The organism is Frankia sp. CgMI4, assembly GCF_001756285.1.
GTDB classification, from domain to species: Bacteria; Actinomycetota; Actinomycetes; order Frankiales; family Frankiaceae; genus Frankia; species Frankia casuarinae.
In genome coordinates this window covers 77,631-92,838 of record NZ_MAQZ01000049.1, presented here as the reverse complement: position 1 = coordinate 92,838, position 15,208 = coordinate 77,631, and the positions used below count along the sequence as shown (strand labels likewise).

The following is a 15,208-nucleotide window of genomic DNA, read 5'->3' as shown; positions in this document are numbered from 1 at the left end:
CGGTCGCGTCGGGGTGGTGCCGGTCGTGCCGGTAGTCGAGCCGGCCGCACCGGCCGCACCGGCCGCGCTGGTGGCGCCGGCCGCGCTGGTCGTGCTGGTGCCGCCGGCCGCGCTGGTCGTGCCGGCCGTGCTGGTGGCGCTGGTGGCGCCGGTCGCGCCGGTCGCGCCGGGGTGGTGCCGGTCGTACCGGTAGTCGAGCCGGCCGAGCCGGTCGCGCTGGTGGCGCTGGTCGCGCTGGTGGTACCGGCCGATTCGGTGGCGCTGCTATCAGTGTGTGTGGTGTCGTTCGGTCTCGGTCGGTCGTGTGGATGTTGGATGTGTCGATATCTGCGGGTGCGGTCCGGTCTCGTACCAGTGGTGAGTCGGTCGCTTCCGGTCCAGAAGCGGTCCCGGTCCGGAAACGGCCCCGGTCGTGGTGGTGTGCCGGTGCTATTGGCTTGTCGCGGTGCGACTTGGGTCGGTGGGGTGGGTTTCGGATTCGAACGGGAGGGCTGGCGGGCTGGGGTCCTGCGGCTGCTGGGCGGGGCTCGTATTTGATGACCGTGGGGGCGTCTCGACCGGTGGTCTCTTGGTTGGTCGCATACAGGGGTCGGGCCGGTCTCCTGTGCTTGGGCCGGGTCGGTGGGTCCGGCCAGTGAGTTTGGCTGAGCGTTCACCCGGCGGTGCTCACCGTGCGGCGACGCAACATGGCCAGCCGACGGGTGATCGAAGCGGACGGCGGCGTCCCCGTCGGCCAGACACCGATCGGTTGCGCTTTCGTCTGCCCACCCGCTGACCCGCCCGCGCTGCGCACCGGGTGCGATGTGGTCAGCGTCGTGTGGGCAGGGATGGGCTGATCTCGCTGAGGTCGATATCGGCGACCAGGAGGCGGTGCAGGGCGCCGCCGGGGTGGCGGGGCAGGGGCTGGACGGGGCTGGTGAAGTATTCGAGGTCGTCGAAGACGGGCTGGCCGTCCGGGCGGCGGGCGAACTCGACGCGGCCGTAGTCGACCCCGTCGGTGGCGTCGTAGCTCATCCAACTGATCGTCTCGGTTTCGCCGGGCTGGAGCGGCGCGGTGTACAGCGGCCGGGCCTGGATGRTCTCGCCGTCGTCATACCAGACCTGGGGGACAGAGAGAACCCAGCGGTGGGTGCGGACGGCCTTCGCGGTGGCGGCGGCGCGGATCTCGAACGCGAGGGCGGTCGCCCAGCTGGTCAGGTAGGGGTAGTCGCTGAGGAACAGGTTCCGGTCGCCCTGCAGGCCCAGGATGGCGGGGTAGTCCCCGGCGCGCACGGCGCGCTGCACGCGGCTAGTGATGTCCTCGACGAGCGTCCAGGTGTCAGCGTTCACGGCACAGTCCTCTCTCGTGATCCCCGTGCCCGACCGGGCCGGGGTCGTGCCCTGGCCGGTGTCGGGCCTCTACTTGTTCATGCGGGGCGGGCGTCGTCCCGACCGTCCGCGGCCGTCTCCCTTTCTCCTCGGGCCGGTGCGGCGGGTGGTGGCGCCGTAAATGCCCCGTCACTCTGATACGGGCCTTCCGGCGTCCCGACCGTCCGGAGACCCGGCCGGAGCAGGCGTTCTCCCGCGCTGGCGGTGCCTTGCCTGCCGGCTGCAAGGCATCGCCAGCGCGGAAGGCCGGGGCCTCGGTCAGGCGGCGGGATGCAGGCTGGTGGGTGGCATCGGGTGCGGCGGGTGCAGCCGGCCGGACGGGTCCGACGGGTCGGTGGTGTCGTCCTGGCGGGCGGTGGGGCGCAGGTGCGGTGGGACGTTGGGGAGCTGGTGCAGTCCGAGCCGGCCGGGCCGGGGTGCGGTCAGGGGAAGCCAGCGGGCCGGGGTGGGGTCGAGATGCTGGTCGGGTGGGGTGAGGTCGGCCGCGGTGGTCGCGACTGGCACCAGTTCGGGCCGGTCGAGGTTGTGCAGCGTCTGGGTCATCGCCTGGCGGATGCGGGCCTCGCGGCGGGCGGTGGTGGTCCACAGCAGGATCGGGGTGGCGATTCTGGTGCTGGTGGCGAGCTGYTGGTAATGGGTCAGCTTGGCGGCGACACGGTGCAGCGGTTCGGTGCCGTAGTCCAGTTCCAGGAACCACTMGACCGTGGCACCGCCACGGGTCGTCCAGCGACCGAAGGCGTCGGGGCGGACGATGTCACCGAAATGCCGAGCGCAGCGTTCTTCCGGCCACCACGCGGTCAGCGTGCCCACGGCGCCGGGCTGGCGAGCATGGTGGACAAGACGGGTGAACACGCCATTGACCGCGACCCGATGCGCCAGGTGCAGGGAGTGAGCAATGCCCTTCGCCCGATCATGCTGGTAGCCGATCTTCCTCGGGTCCAGGCCATCCTCATGCGCCAGCACGGCCGCGCCTGCGACGTCGAGGATGTAATGCATGGGCGCCAGCCCGGCGGGCACCAGCGGTTGAAAACGGTCGAGGACGCGCCAGCGGTAAAGCTCCAGCAGGCGCAGGTTCGCCGCACGCCGGCCGGTCCAGCCGAGTTCGACAATCTGGTKGGTGGTCAGGACCCGGTGCTCGTGCAGCATCCGGGTGATCCACCGGTCCCGGGGGGTGAGGTGGTGGGCCAGCCACAGCTGGTGCTCACTGCTAGCGACGGTGCGGGCGGCGGGTCGGGCGTAGGTGCGGCGGCCGAGATGCTTCTGCTGCGGAGGATTCGTGATCACGTTCGGGTGTTCTCCATGGACGGTGACGCGGGCGGCGGTCGACGGGCGGGTACGGACAGTGCCGGGCTGGACGGGATGGGGCCAGCTCCGCAGGGGCCGGGGGTAGCCGGGCCGGCGTCTGTCGGCCCGGTGTGGACTCCCGGTGCATGCTGGTCCCGCCCGTACGGGCGGAGGCGTCATCCGACGGCAGCGAGCACACCCGGCGGGTCGGCCGGCTCCGCCGGCCCGATCTCGACCAGCTCCACCCTGTCCCCGCCTCCGCCGCTGTCAGAGAGGCTCTCCGGGAGAGGGCCGCCCATGGTGGGGACGCCGGCCGAGCTGTGTTCGTCGAGAACACGGCGGGCCTCGGCGCGTAGCTGTGTGACCAGGCTCCGGGCCCGCTTCGACCCCACGTGCAGTCGCCTACGCAGCTCGTCCGAGGAGATCGGCCGGTGGTTCTCCTCCCAGTACAAGGCGTCCTCGCGTCGCGCCCACGCCAGCCACTCCTCATCCGACAGCCCACCCGAAGCCGCCGCAGATCGACGCTGCCGAGGAACCTCCGGTGAGGCCGACGGCGGTGCGGCGATGCCGCCGTCGGCGATTGGCGCCGGTGCCGGCGGCGTGGCGTCCACACCAGCCGGCGGATTCGAGGGATTCTGGGGGCATGCGGGTGGGTGGCGCATGGCCTGCAACAATCCTGGGCCGACCTCACTCCACCCGATCAGCAAAAGCGGACCGACGCTGTCGAACGCGGCCTTCGCGTAGTCACCCGCGATCACCGGCTCGGCGATGTCGAACGCGGCCTTCGCGTAGTCACCCGCGATCACCGGCTCGGCGATATTGAGCGCCAGAGTAACAATGCTGGAGAACACCAGCAGCCGCCGGGCCGGACGCAGAAGCTCGACCGGAGCGCCCCGCAACGCCAACTGCCGCGTCCCGAGCAAAAGCCCTACCACAGACAGGTCCACGGCCGGGGCTACCAGCGGCGCGATCCAGATCGGCACCCCCAACCGAAGCCCGAGTTGGAGGACATTGCCGAAGCCGAACAAGAACGTCAACCCGACAACCAGCGCCATGATCAACGTCACCAGGGTGACCGCGATGTCCCTGCTCTGGGCCGACACGTCCACGGCCGGAGCGCCGGCCGGGCCGGCGCCGTCTGGGGTCCTCATGCGTCGCCCCTGGTCAGGGCACGTGTCCCTACCTGACGAACGACGATCTCAGGGCCCTCAACCAAGATCGTCCGGTTCTTATTGTGGTCCGGCCGGTGCACCCGTTGAACGGCAGCGTTCTCGCAGGTCAGATGCTCGCCCACCGTTCCTCCTCTGATCGTTTGGGCCCGTTTGGTCACAGATTGGTCACGACCGGGCCGTGACCGAAGTGGACGGACGAGGAGTCCGCGGGCCGGTGGCCGGGCAGTCTGACGCAGGCGCACCCGGTTCCGCATCGTCATCACCCAGRCCATCGGAGTCGTCCGAGTCGGTCGCGTCGCCACCGCCGTCGGGCCGGTCCGCCTGGTCCTCGTCGGCCTGCCCGCCAGTGCCGAGGATGAGCCCGGCGACGACTTCCGCGGCATCGGAGTGCATGCCGGGCAGAACGTGGCTGTAGATCTCCAGGTGATCGTGATGCTGGCGTGCCCCAGCCGCTCGGAGACGACCTTGGGATGCACGTTGCTCGCGAGCGCGAGGGTTGCCCAGGTGTGCCGCAGGTTGTGCAGCCGGATGACCGGCAGGCCGAGGCGCCTCACCCGCCGGAGGAACGCGCGGGAGTTCCGTTCCGGGTGCATGGCCCGGCCGTCCCAGTGGGTGAAGACAAGATCGGCCTCTGGCTCCCTGCCGAGCAACRCCAGCTCCTTCAGCTTGCTCTCGCGCAGGTCACGCAGCGCCGTTACGGTGGCCGTGTCCAGGGCGATGACCCGCGTGCCGCGTACGGTCTTCGGGTCGCTGAACACCGGCACCCGGCCGGTGTCAGACGTGGTGACGTTGACGAGCGTCCGGCGGATCGAGATGCGCCCCGCGTCCAGATCCACCGCCGACCAGGCGAGCCCCAGCGCCTCACCTCGCCGCACGCCGGTGGTGGCGAGGTGAGGCGCTGGGCGTAGGTCGGTTCGTCGCGGGTGGCGTCGAGGAAGGTCCGGAGTTCGGCGTTCGTCCAGGTGCGGATCTTCGTGTGCCGCTCGGCCTGGGCCTTCCGCTGCGGCGGCTTGGTCCGGTCCGCCGGGTTGCGTGGGATCAGGTCCCATTCGACTGCCGTCTTCAGCGCATCCCGAAGGATCGTGTGGATGTAGAGCACGGTCCGCGGCGACAGTCCGTGCCCCCGGGCATGGTCAGCCCGGCCAGCCCGGAGCAACTCGGCCTAGAGGGCTTGCAGGGTAGCCGTGTCAAGGAGCTGGAGCCGCACCCCGCCGAGCCGGGACAGGACATGCAGCCGCAGGTTCCGCCGGCATGACGCCAGGGTCGACGGCCGCAGCTCACCTTCCACTGCCGGGAGCCAGCGCGTCTCGATGAACTCCCGAACGGTCAGCCGGGACGGCTCGACGTACGTGCCGGCCGCGAGCTTGCCGAGAAACCCCGTCAGCGCCGCCTGTGCCGCCTTCTTGGTCGCGAACCCACGCCGTCTCGCCTGCCGACGCGGCCCACCCGCTGCGGTGATGTCGACGACGAAGAACCACCTGCCGGAAGCGTCCTTCCGGACGCTGCCCTGACGGCCGGCACTCACGAGGCCGCCCGGTGATCTCGCCCTCGAGGGCGGACTCCAGCACGACCTTCGTCAGCTGCTGGAGCAGGCCACCCTCGCCGGACAGCCGCACCCCCTGCTCACGGGCCTGGGTCACCAGCTGCGCGACCAACGCGGGATCGATCCCCGCTGGCGCAGCCTTCGCCTTCGACGCGCGGGGCCGTCCAGCGGCCGACTCCTCCAGGGACACCACAGCAGTGTCCGCTGCGTCTGTGGTGATCGTCATCAGGTGTCACTCCTTGATCGGGGTTACACCGTTGTTCTTACACACCCCGGGTGTCAGCCCGTTCGGCTGTCCGGTACGCGCCTGGGTTGTGACGATCCGTGGCTACTGTGGCAGGCTGTGYGGCTATGGGCACGAGGGTCCCGGCGTCAGGCGGCGGCGCGGTGCAGGGTGCGGCAAGGTCGCCATCGTCGGGGGTGGATTTCTTCGTCTCCTACACCGGGGCCGATCAGGGATGGGCGGAGTGGATCGCCTGGGTGTTGGAGGACGCCGGCTACCGGGTGCGGATCCAGACCTGGGACTTCAACGCGGGTAGTCATTTCGTCACCGAGATGCATCAGGCGGCACAGGTCGYGGCCCGCACGATCGCGGTGCTGTCGACGGCGTACCTGTCCTCGGCGTTCGCGGAGGCGGAGTGGCAGGCCGCCTGGGCCGCCGACCCGTCCGGGCGGGCGCGCAAGCTGCTGGTGTTCCGAGTGGAGGAATGTGATCGGCCCGGGCTGCTGGGTCAGCTGGTCAGCGTGGACCTGTTCGGCCTCGACCGGGACATCGCGGCCGGGCGGCTGGTGGCCGCGGCACGTGGGGAGCGGAGTAAGCCGGCGGTGGAGCCGGTCTTTCCCGGCGGGCCCGCCCAACCGATGGTCACCGCGACGGGGATGGAGCCGACGTTCCCCGGGCGGCTGCCCGATGTGTGGAACGTGCCGAGTCGCAACCGGCATTTMACCGGCCGCCAGTCCCAGCTCGACCAGRTCCGCACCGAGCTGGGGTCGGGGCCGGTGGCGGTGACCACCCTGCACGGCATGGGCGGGGTGGGCAAGACCCAGTTGGCCGTCGAGTACGCCCATCGGCACGCCGCCGAGTACACATTGGTCTGGTGGATCGACGCGGAACAGACCCTCCTGGTCGGCGAGAAGTTCGCCGCGCTCGCGGGCCCGCTGGGTCTGTCGACCGATGGAGCGGTATCCGACATCGCGGCCATCGTGCTCGCAGCCCTAGGCCGTCGGGTGGGGTGGCTGGTGGTGTTCGACAACGCCGAGGATCCCGTCGCCTTGCGGGACTGGCTGCCAAGCGGACCGGGCCATGTGCTGATCACGTCCCGGAATCCGGGCTGGGAGGCACTCGCCGCTGCGGTCGACGTGGACGTGTTTGAACGGGCTGAGGCGGTGGCGTTCCTGACCCGCCGTCTTCCCGGCCTKAACGCGGCGGTAGCCGACGCGCTGGCTGCCGAGTTGGGTGACCTGCCTCTGGCGTTGGCGCAGGCCGCCGGCTACCTCACCACGACCCGGACGGATCCGGCCAGTTACCTTGCGAAGTTCCGTACCCGGCGTACGACGCTGYTGGGCAAAGGGGGCGATCCCCTCTATGCCGGCACCATCGCCACCGCTTGGTCCATGGCTCTGGAACGGCTGCGGGCCGACGCCCCGGCCACCGTGCAGCTGCTGACGCTGTGCGCGCTGCTGGCTCCCGAACCGATCCCGTTGGCCCTGTTCGATGACCATCCCGATCTTCTCGACGGCCCGTTGGCGCAGGCGTGCGCCGGTACCCATCCCCGGCTCGACCTCGACGATGTGGTCGGTGACGCGCTGGCCTACTCCCTGGCCCGCCGGAGCGGGAACACGATTCAGCTGCACCGCCTCGTCGGGGCAGTCATCGCCGGTCAGCTGCCCGAGGAACGTCGCGACGTCCTGYGCGGCGTGGTGGTGGCCCTGGTGGAGGCCGCACTGCCGGATGAACCCCACCGGTCCGGGACGTGGCCTGTCTACGCCATGCTGGTCCCCCACGCACGTATCGTGTTCCGTCCGGACCGTCCCGKCGTCCTGAAACTGCTCGAATATCTCGACGCCAGTGGTGACTACCGGACGGCGAAGATCGTGCAGGAGGACGTCCACAACGACACCGTGACACGGCTGGGCGCCGAGCATCCCGCGGCTCTGCGTACGCGTGCCGCCGTCGCCAACTGGACCGGGGAGGCGGGGGATCCRGGAGGCGCGCGCGACATGCTCGCGGCGTTGCTGCCCGTCTGCGACCGGGCCCTGGGCGCCGACGACCGGCAGACCCTGCTGGTCGCGGCCCGTCTCGCGGACTGGACCGGGCAGGCCGGCGACTGGCCCGGCGCGCGCGACCTGTGCCTGTCCATCCTGCCCCGGTGGCGACGCGTCGCGGGTGAGGATGATCCGGAGACCCTGTATGTCTGGGCGAATCTCGGGTTCTGGACCGGGCAGGCCGGCGACGTGGCGGGCGCGTGCGCTCACTACGCCGCGTTTCTGCCGATCAGGGAACGGGTGCTGGGACCGGAACACCCGGATGTTCTCGAATCCCGTGACCAGTACGCCCGTTGGATCGGGGAGGCCGGGGATCCCGCGGCCGCGCGCGACCTGTGCTCGGCGCTGCTCACCGTCCATGAGCGGGTGTCCGGCGCGGAGCATCACGGCACGCTGTGGGTCCGCACCAACCTCGCCTGGTGGACCGGCAAGGCGGGTGACCCGGCCGCCGCCCGCGACCAGTACGCACAGTTACTGCCGATCCGTGAGCGGGTCTCGGGTCCCGAGCATCCCGCGACCTTGGTCGCCCGGGGTAACTTCGCCTACTGGGTGGGTCAGGCGGGAGACCCCGCGATGGCCCGTGACCAGTACGCCGCCCTGCTCCTGATCCACCGGCGGGTCCTCGGCCCCGACCATCCGGACACGTTGCTCGACCAGCGCAACCTCGCCCACTGGACCGGGGAGGCGGGGGATCCCGCGGGTGCCCGAGACCAGTTTGCCGCGGTACTGGCGCTGTTCGAACGGGCGTTGGGACCCGAGCACCGCGAGACCGTGGCCGCCCGCACCGAGCTCGCCGTCTGGACGGCCGCCGCACCCGACTGGGCTGCCGCGCCACCCGGATCCGCGACCGCCGGAAGGCCGTAGCCAAGCCCGACGGTCAGGGCTGTCGCGGCCACAAGCGCAGCCGAACGGGACCATGTGAGACGAGATTTCACTCCGCGCCATCCTCGATTCCGCATTGTCGGTCCGACGCCGTATCGAACCGCGAAGAGACCACGCCCGGCGGAGTCGACAGCATACGGCTGGACGTAGACCATGCAAGTCTCCTGAATCATCAGAGCAACAGGGCGCCGACCTTGCCTACATCCCGCCGGAGTGCGGTGCAGCGGCCAGCCGTCAAGGGATTTCCATTCACAGGTCGGTGAACACGAGTCGTCTCGAATTTGAACCACGAGTCGATGGAAGAAATCAGGCTGTGGCCCGCCGGCCGCGAATCGCTAGGCCGGCCGGGRGACCATGCCCGTCATCCACCAGATCCAGCCTTGAAGGAATACCATCGGGTACCGTTCATGACGTCCATATCGTCTTTGGTCGACAGAATCTGCTGTACATCGGCCTCCTGCCGTCAAGGTCCGGATGGCCCGTCCCRGACTACACAAGGCGGCCGATCTCAGGCCGCATCGATGTGGCCGGGCTCTCAGGCCACCATTAGAGTGATCTCCCGGATACGGTGACAGTACGTCGCGAAGCGACAGCGCCCCGCCATGTCCCTGTCGCAACACCCTGAGGAGGAGATCCATGTTCGGTCTGACGGTGCGGTTCGAGGTACGCCCGGACACGGCGGACGCGTTCGACGCGTTGGTGGCCGAGACGGTGCCGCTGATCRCCGCCCACGAACCCGGGACCTTGATCTACACTACCCATCGGGTGGTCGGCGACGACAATGCCCGGCTCTTCTACGAGCTCTACCGCGACCGCGAGGCGTTCGAGGATCATGAGAACCAGCCGCACATCCACCATTTCGTCGCCGAGCGGCAGGATCTGCTCACCGGTCCCCCGCGTATCGAGTTCATCACACTGACCTCGGGCACCGGGCTTCCTACGATGACAGGCGCCTGAGGACCCGGCACCTGCCGGTCCGTTCTTCACCCGCCCTGGGCTGGAGCGGCCGATGCCACTTGGCCCAGCCCAGCCGGGCAGGAAACCCGCGTCGGCGGACCGTCCGCCGACCAGGCCAGGAGGGTGACGCATGAAAATCGGTTTCATCGGACTTGGCGGAATGGGCAGCGCCATGGCGCGCAATCTGATCGACGCCGGCCACACCGTACTGRCCTGGAACCGCTCACCGGATCCCGTCACCGAGCTGGCCGCCGCCGGTGCGGTGCCCGCCAGCATCTCCGAGGCGTTCGCCACCGGAATCGTCCTCAGCATGTTGGCGGACGACCAGGCCGTCACCGACCGCCTGCTCGATCCGCGGGTACTGACCGCCGCGCCGGCCGGAGCACTGCATGTGAATATGGCCACCGTCAGCACCGCGCTGGCGATCCAGGCCCGGCGTGAGCACGCCGAGCACGGGCTGCGCTACCTCGCGGCTCCCGTCTTCGGCCGGACCGACGCCGCCCGCGCCGGCAACCTCACCATCGTGACCAGCGGCGATCCGGACACGATCGCCGAGGTTCAGCCCCTGTTCGACGTCCTCGGCCGGCGAACCTGGACGGTCGGCGATGCGCCGGAGCACGCCAACCTGGTGAAGATCCTGGGTAACTATCTGATCGCCTGCAGCATCGAGGCGATGGCGGAGGCGAGCGCCGTCATCGAGGCCGGCGGGATGAACCCGGCCACGTTCATCGAAGTGCTCACCGACAACCTGTTTACCGGCCCGGTCTTCACCGGCTATGGCCGCATGATCGGAAACCGGGACTACGAGCCCGTCAACTTCCGTCTCCCGCTCGGGTTGAAGGACGTCCAGCTCGCGCTGGCCTCAGGGCTGGAACGGAACGTTCCGCTGCCCTTCGGCGGCGTGCTGCGGGACGCCTTCGTCGACGCGCTGGCGCATGGCCAGACCGACCAGGACTGGGYCGCGGTGACCGAGACGGCCCGCCGGCGCGCCGGGCTCGCCTGATCCACGGTGCYGGGCCGCCACCGCACCGCGCTGCACCGTACCGACCTCAACGACCGTACCGAGCACAGCACGGACGGGATGTGCCCGGCCGGAGGAACGCCGCCCTGGCCGGTCAGTCCCCACTGGGCATCGCTACGGCTGGCGGCTGTCGTCGTGGTGCTTCTCTGGCTCCGCCGGCACCGGGCCGGACTGCGTGGCCCGGTGATGYTGTCCGGTGTCGGCGGACAGCAGGCCGGACATGGATACTCCGGTAAGAGCGGGCGGCGGGAAACCCGCGCCACGGCGGACCGCGGAGCCATACCAGCGGTCGTCGTCGAAACCGCTCTCGTCGTCGCTGCCGTCCGGACCGTCCCCGCCGGCGTAGTCCCAGCTCGACGACCAGTTGTCCGACGAGGACTCGACGGAGGCATCGGATGCGTCCGAACGCGCCCAGTCGAACTCACCACGACCGAACACGAACGAGCCACCCATCGGACGATTCTCCGGTATCGAGCGGTGCACGGACGCCGACGCCGACGCCGACGCCGGGCCGACGACACGCGGGATCACAAGCCAGGCAGTGATGTTGACCCCCACGACAACGAGGATAATGACAATCGGAACCAGATAGCCGTACTCGGGCGGCAGCATGACGGCAAGCGCCGTCAACCCTCCCACCAGGAGGGCGACGCCCGTGGAGATCGCCGCGAGGAGCCGGGCCATGGACATGTTCCTATCGCCGTACGGCCAGCGATGCCCCCGATCGACGTCAACCCGACAAGGCAGAGGACAGTTTGGTGCCGTGTATCCCGCTTACACCGTCCGTCCTCACGCCATGGGACGATCTTGAGTGCTCGAAGAGCCACCCGACCGCGACCCTCCGTGCGTGGTCACGTGCTGACGTCCCCTGATCTCCCTGGATGACTGCACGGCCGGACGATGGCAAGACCACCGCGTGACGTCATCGTAGAAGCGCGGGGAGACGTCGGGAACCACGTTGCGTCGATACCCCGGGGACGGCCTGGAGGCGGCCTGGAAGACGACTGGAGACGGACTGGAGGCGGACTGGAGACGGGCTGGAGACGCCCGGAAGACGCCCGGAGACATCGAGGATGCGACTGGGGTGCCTCGAATCGGGGACGGATGGGAACGACCCGGACACCTCAGCCGCGTCCTCAACATACCTGTTCGATAGCTAGTAGTCACTGATCGATTACAGGCAGTTCTAGCCTACACTCCGTTTGGCGTGCCTGTACCCGTATGGCATACCCACCCGGGCACGGCTCCTCGTGGACGATCGACAGACGGACCACGCATTTCCCGCGATACATCGATGAAAGATCGCGTTCCGGACCAGGCGAAGKTCATCGKATGATCCAGCAGACCGGGACGATCCCCGGATGTCGAGCCGGCCACACCTCGGCCCCTCGCGGCACGCGGACGCCTTCACCTGGGTAAACAACGAGGTATGACGCACAGCGATGCGCCCAGCTCAGCGAGGCGAGATGGTCCTATGTCGGACGCGCGAGGACTGTCCGGGACCGGACAATGGTTCCGTGACAACAGCCACAGGGTGAGCATCGGGTTTCCGRCTTAGTCTGATCGCTCATGAGCGGCGCGCCGATCGGGGTGTTCGACAGCGGGGTGGGCGGTCTGACTGTGGCGCGCGCCATTTTGGACCAGCTTCCGCATGAGCCCCTGATGTATCTCGGGGACACCGCTCGGGCACCCTACGGTCCGCGGCGGATCGCCGAGGTGCGTCGCTACGCCCTCGATGCCCTCGACCGGCTCGTGGACGAGGGCGTGAAGCTGCTGGTCATCGCCTGCAACACGGCAAGTGCCGCCTGTCTGCGCGACGCCCGGGAGCGTTACGACATACCAGTCATCGAAGTGATCATGCCGGCGACCCGCCGAGCGGCCGCGGCGACCCGCAGCGGGCGGGTAGGCGTCATCGGCACGCTGGCGACGATTGCCAGCCGCGCCTACGACGACGCGTTCACCGCCGCCGCGGGCGTGGAGTTGACCGGTGCGGCCTGCCCGGCGTTCGTGGACTTCGTTGAGCGGGGTATCACCTGCGGGCGGCAGTTGCTCGGTCTGACCGAGGCGTACCTCGCACCATTGCAGGAAGCCAACGTGGACACGGTGATACTCGGATGTACACATTACCCACTGCTGACGGGGGTCATCGGCCTCGTGATGGGAGAGGGCGTCACTCTGGTGAGTAGTGCCGAGGAGACGGCCAAGGACACCTACCGGGTACTTGTCCGGCATGGACTCTTCCGCGATCCGGACCTTCCGCCGCCCACCCACCGGTTCCTCACCACGGGTGATCCAACCTTGTTCAGCCGGGTGGGACGCAGGTTCCTCGGCCCCGAACTCGTCGGCGTCGCGGCGGTGTCCCCGCCCGTTCCCGCCGCGCGGGCCACAGTCACGCCTCCAGCCGCATGGGCCGCCCGAACCGGGGCGGACCAGGAACCCTCCTCCCAGCAGAGCCCGGTGGTGCCACGGTGAAACTGACGATCCTCGGCTGTTCAGGCACGTATCCCGGCCCGACGTCGGCCTGTTCGTCCTACCTCGTCGAGTCGGACGACGGGTTCCGGCTCGTCCTCGACGCGGGCAACGGGTCCATGGGCGAACTGCAACGGCACTGCGACCTGCGTGAGATCGACGCGGTGCTGCTCAGCCACCTGCACGGCGACCACTGCCTGGACCTGGTGGCCAACTCCTACGCGCGGCGGTACCACCCGGAGGRCATGCCGCCCAAGCTCCCGGYCTACGGCCCGATCAACACCCAGGAACGGCTGTGCGGAGCGTTCGAGAAATGGCCGGACGACAGCCTGGCCGACATCTACGACTTCCGGACCATCGGCGCCGGCCGCCTGCACATCGGGCCGTTCCGGATCGATCTCACCCGGGTGGCCCATCCGGTGGAGGCCTATGGCATCCGCCTCACCGCCGACGATCGGGTACTGACCTACTCGGGCGACACCGGGGCGTGTGACCGGCTGGTCCGCCTCGCTACCGACAGCGATCTCTTCCTCTGCGAGGCGTCGTTCCTCGATGAGGAGGACAACCCCCCTGACCTGCATCTGACCGGCCGGGAGGCCGGCGAGCACGCCCGGCGAGCCGGCGTGGGTCAGCTCGTGCTCACGCATCTTGTCCCGTGGGGGAACGCCGCCCGTTCCGAGGAGGAGGCGGCTGGCGTCTACGACGGCCCGCTGACCCTCGCGAGCCCCGGCACCGTCTATGAACTCTGAGAGCTCTGGGAGCTCTGACGGACCGCACCTCCGCACCTCGGCGCGCGGCCGGGTCACCCTGGGCCGATAGTGTCGCGACGTGATACGAGCGGATGGCAGGAGACCGGACGAACTCCGGCAGGTGACGATCCTGCGGGGATGGCAGGAGCACGCGGAGGGATCCGCGCTGATCAGTGCGGGCCGGACCAGGGTGCTGTGCGCGGCCTCGGTGACCACGGGGGTCCCGCGCTGGCGCAAGGGCAGCGGCCTGGGCTGGGTGACCGCCGAGTACTCCATGCTTCCACGGGCCACCGACACCCGTAACGATCGCGAGTCCGTGCGCGGCCRCATCTCCGGGCGGACCCATGAGATCTCCCGACTGATTGGCCGCAGCCTGCGTGCCTGCATCGACCTGAAGGCCCTCGGCGAGAACACCATTGCGATCGACTGCGACGTGCTGCTCGCCGACGGCGGCACGCRCACCGCCGCGATCACCGGCGCCTACGTCGCGCTGGTCGACGCCGCCCGCTGGCTCGGCCGGCCCGATGCGATCATCACGAGCGTCAGTGCGGTCAGCGTCGGCGTGGTCAAGGGTGAGGCGATGCTCGACCTGGCCTACAGCGAGGATTCCACCGCGGACACCGACATGAACGTGGTGTGCACCGGGGCGGACGGTTTCGTCGAGGTCCAGGGCACCGCCGAGGGCACCCCGTTCGACCGGACGATGCTCGACAGCCTGCTCGACCTCGCAGTGCGTGGATGCGCTCAGCTCACCGCGATCCAGACCGAGGCGTTGCGCGGCCCGGTCCCGGCGGGGCCTCCCCGCCCGGGAGGTGCTCGATGAGCGCCGAACACCACGGATCGGCCCGGACGACGAAGGTGGTCCTCGCCAGTCGCAACGAGGCGAAGCTCGCGGAGCTGCGCCGCATCCTGGCGGCCAGCGGCCTGGCCGTGGAGCTGGTGGGCCTGCCGCCAGGCGAGGAGGTGCCCGAGACCGGGACGACCTTCGCCGAGAACGCTCTGATCAAGGCGCGGGCGGCGGTCGCGGAGACCGGGCTGCCCGCGGTCGCCGACGACTCCGGGCTCGCCGTCGACGAGCTGGCCGGGATGCCGGGGGTGCGCTCGGCTCGATGGTCGGGCTGGCGCGACGGCACCCGGGTCGAACGGGACACCGCCAACAACACCCTGCTGCTCGCGCAGCTTGACGACGTCCCGGCCGACCGGCGCGGCGCCGCCTTCGTCTGCGCGGCGGCCCTGGTCACCCCGGACGGCGTCGAACGGGTCGCCCACGGCGAGCTACGTGGCACCCTGCTGACCGAACCTCGCGGCGTGGGCGGCTTCGGCTACGACCCACTGTTCCTGGCCGACGGTCAGACCCGGACGAACGCCGAACTGTCCGCGGCGGAGAAGGATGCGATCAGCCACCGCGGCCGAGCCTTCGGCGAACTGGCCCTGGTCCTCGGCGAGGTCCTCGCCGCCCCACCCACCCCCGCCACCGACTGAACCGCCGCATCGCGGC

General features: G+C 69.7%; 14 protein-coding genes and 1 pseudogene. 8 read left to right on the top strand and 7 right to left on the bottom strand.

Annotation, left to right across the window (positions count from 1 at the left end; translation table 11 throughout):
• The coding region (locus tag Manayef4_RS06570) for a hypothetical protein (protein ID WP_217494098.1) at positions 1–193 on the top strand (193 nt) is incomplete at its 5' end.
• 614 nt (positions 194–807) lie between these two features.
• Here the strand turns inward: Manayef4_RS06570 and Manayef4_RS06565 are convergent.
• The 6 genes and pseudogenes from Manayef4_RS06565 to Manayef4_RS26580 form a co-directional block, all read right to left on the bottom strand.
• Positions 808–1,329 (bottom strand): hypothetical protein, encoded by a 522-nt coding sequence (locus Manayef4_RS06565; RefSeq protein ID WP_070130991.1) that lies wholly within the window; start codon positions 1,327–1,329, stop codon positions 808–810.
• A gap of 297 nt (positions 1,330–1,626) precedes the next feature.
• On the bottom strand, positions 1,627–2,652 hold the full coding sequence (locus Manayef4_RS06560; protein ID WP_070130990.1) for a replication-relaxation family protein: 1,026 nt from the start codon (positions 2,650–2,652) through the stop codon (positions 1,627–1,629).
• A gap of 176 nt (positions 2,653–2,828) precedes the next feature.
• A complete protein-coding gene (locus tag Manayef4_RS06555; protein ID WP_070130989.1) occupies positions 2,829–3,803 on the bottom strand; it encodes a hypothetical protein in 975 nt (324 codons plus the stop codon).
• Positions 3,800–4,699 carry a site-specific integrase gene (locus Manayef4_RS06550; protein ID WP_070130988.1) on the bottom strand — a complete coding sequence of 300 codons (900 nt, stop codon included), beginning with the start codon at positions 4,697–4,699 and terminating at the stop codon, positions 3,800–3,802. Before Manayef4_RS06550 ends, Manayef4_RS06555 begins: the two co-directional genes overlap by 4 nt.
• 287 nt (positions 4,700–4,986) lie before the next feature.
• The gene (locus Manayef4_RS06545; protein WP_011435330.1) at positions 4,987–5,349 is read right to left on the bottom strand and encodes an Arm DNA-binding domain-containing protein; all 363 of its coding nucleotides are present in this window, start codon (positions 5,347–5,349) and stop codon (positions 4,987–4,989) included.
• A gap of 10 nt (positions 5,350–5,359) precedes the next feature.
• Positions 5,360–5,593: pseudogene (locus tag Manayef4_RS26580) on the bottom strand (IS256 family transposase); the annotation flags it as partial.
• 125 nt (positions 5,594–5,718) lie between these two features.
• Here Manayef4_RS26580 and fxsT point away from each other — a divergent pair.
• The 3 genes from fxsT (at position 5,719) to Manayef4_RS06530 (ending at position 10,474) form a co-directional block, all read left to right on the top strand.
• A complete protein-coding gene (gene fxsT, locus Manayef4_RS06540; RefSeq protein WP_083282304.1) occupies positions 5,719–8,496 on the top strand; it encodes an FxSxx-COOH system tetratricopeptide repeat protein in 2,778 nt (925 codons plus the stop codon).
• A 654-nt stretch (positions 8,497–9,150) separates the two neighbouring features.
• Positions 9,151–9,471 carry a putative quinol monooxygenase gene (locus Manayef4_RS06535; protein ID WP_070130986.1) on the top strand — a complete coding sequence of 107 codons (321 nt, stop codon included), beginning with the start codon at positions 9,151–9,153 and terminating at the stop codon, positions 9,469–9,471.
• A gap of 130 nt (positions 9,472–9,601) precedes the next feature.
• Entirely contained in the window at positions 9,602–10,474 is an 873-nt protein-coding gene (locus Manayef4_RS06530) for an NAD(P)-dependent oxidoreductase (RefSeq protein WP_070130985.1), read from the top strand.
• Between the two features lie 132 nt (positions 10,475–10,606).
• On the opposite strand, the gene Manayef4_RS24790 is transcribed toward Manayef4_RS06530, so the two are convergent.
• Positions 10,607–11,176, bottom strand: coding sequence for a hypothetical protein (locus tag Manayef4_RS24790; protein ID WP_011435326.1), 570 nt, complete (start codon positions 11,174–11,176; stop codon positions 10,607–10,609).
• Positions 11,177–12,061: 885 nt separating this feature from the next.
• Here Manayef4_RS24790 and murI point away from each other — a divergent pair.
• From murI to rdgB, 4 genes are all read left to right on the top strand, one after another.
• Complete coding sequence (gene murI, locus Manayef4_RS06520; RefSeq protein WP_011435325.1) at positions 12,062–12,964, top strand: glutamate racemase; 903 nt, start codon at positions 12,062–12,064, stop codon at positions 12,962–12,964.
• Positions 12,961–13,710, top strand: coding sequence for an MBL fold metallo-hydrolase (locus tag Manayef4_RS06515; protein ID WP_070130984.1), 750 nt, complete (start codon positions 12,961–12,963; stop codon positions 13,708–13,710). The genes murI and Manayef4_RS06515 overlap by 4 nt, the downstream gene beginning before the upstream one ends.
• 79 nt (positions 13,711–13,789) lie before the next feature.
• A complete protein-coding gene (gene rph, locus Manayef4_RS06510) occupies positions 13,790–14,533 on the top strand; it encodes a ribonuclease PH (protein ID WP_070130983.1) in 744 nt (247 codons plus the stop codon).
• Positions 14,530–15,192 (top strand): RdgB/HAM1 family non-canonical purine NTP pyrophosphatase, encoded by a 663-nt coding sequence (gene rdgB / locus Manayef4_RS06505; protein ID WP_011435322.1) that lies wholly within the window; start codon positions 14,530–14,532, stop codon positions 15,190–15,192. Before rph ends, rdgB begins: the two co-directional genes overlap by 4 nt.
• Positions 15,193–15,208 lie beyond the last annotated feature (16 nt).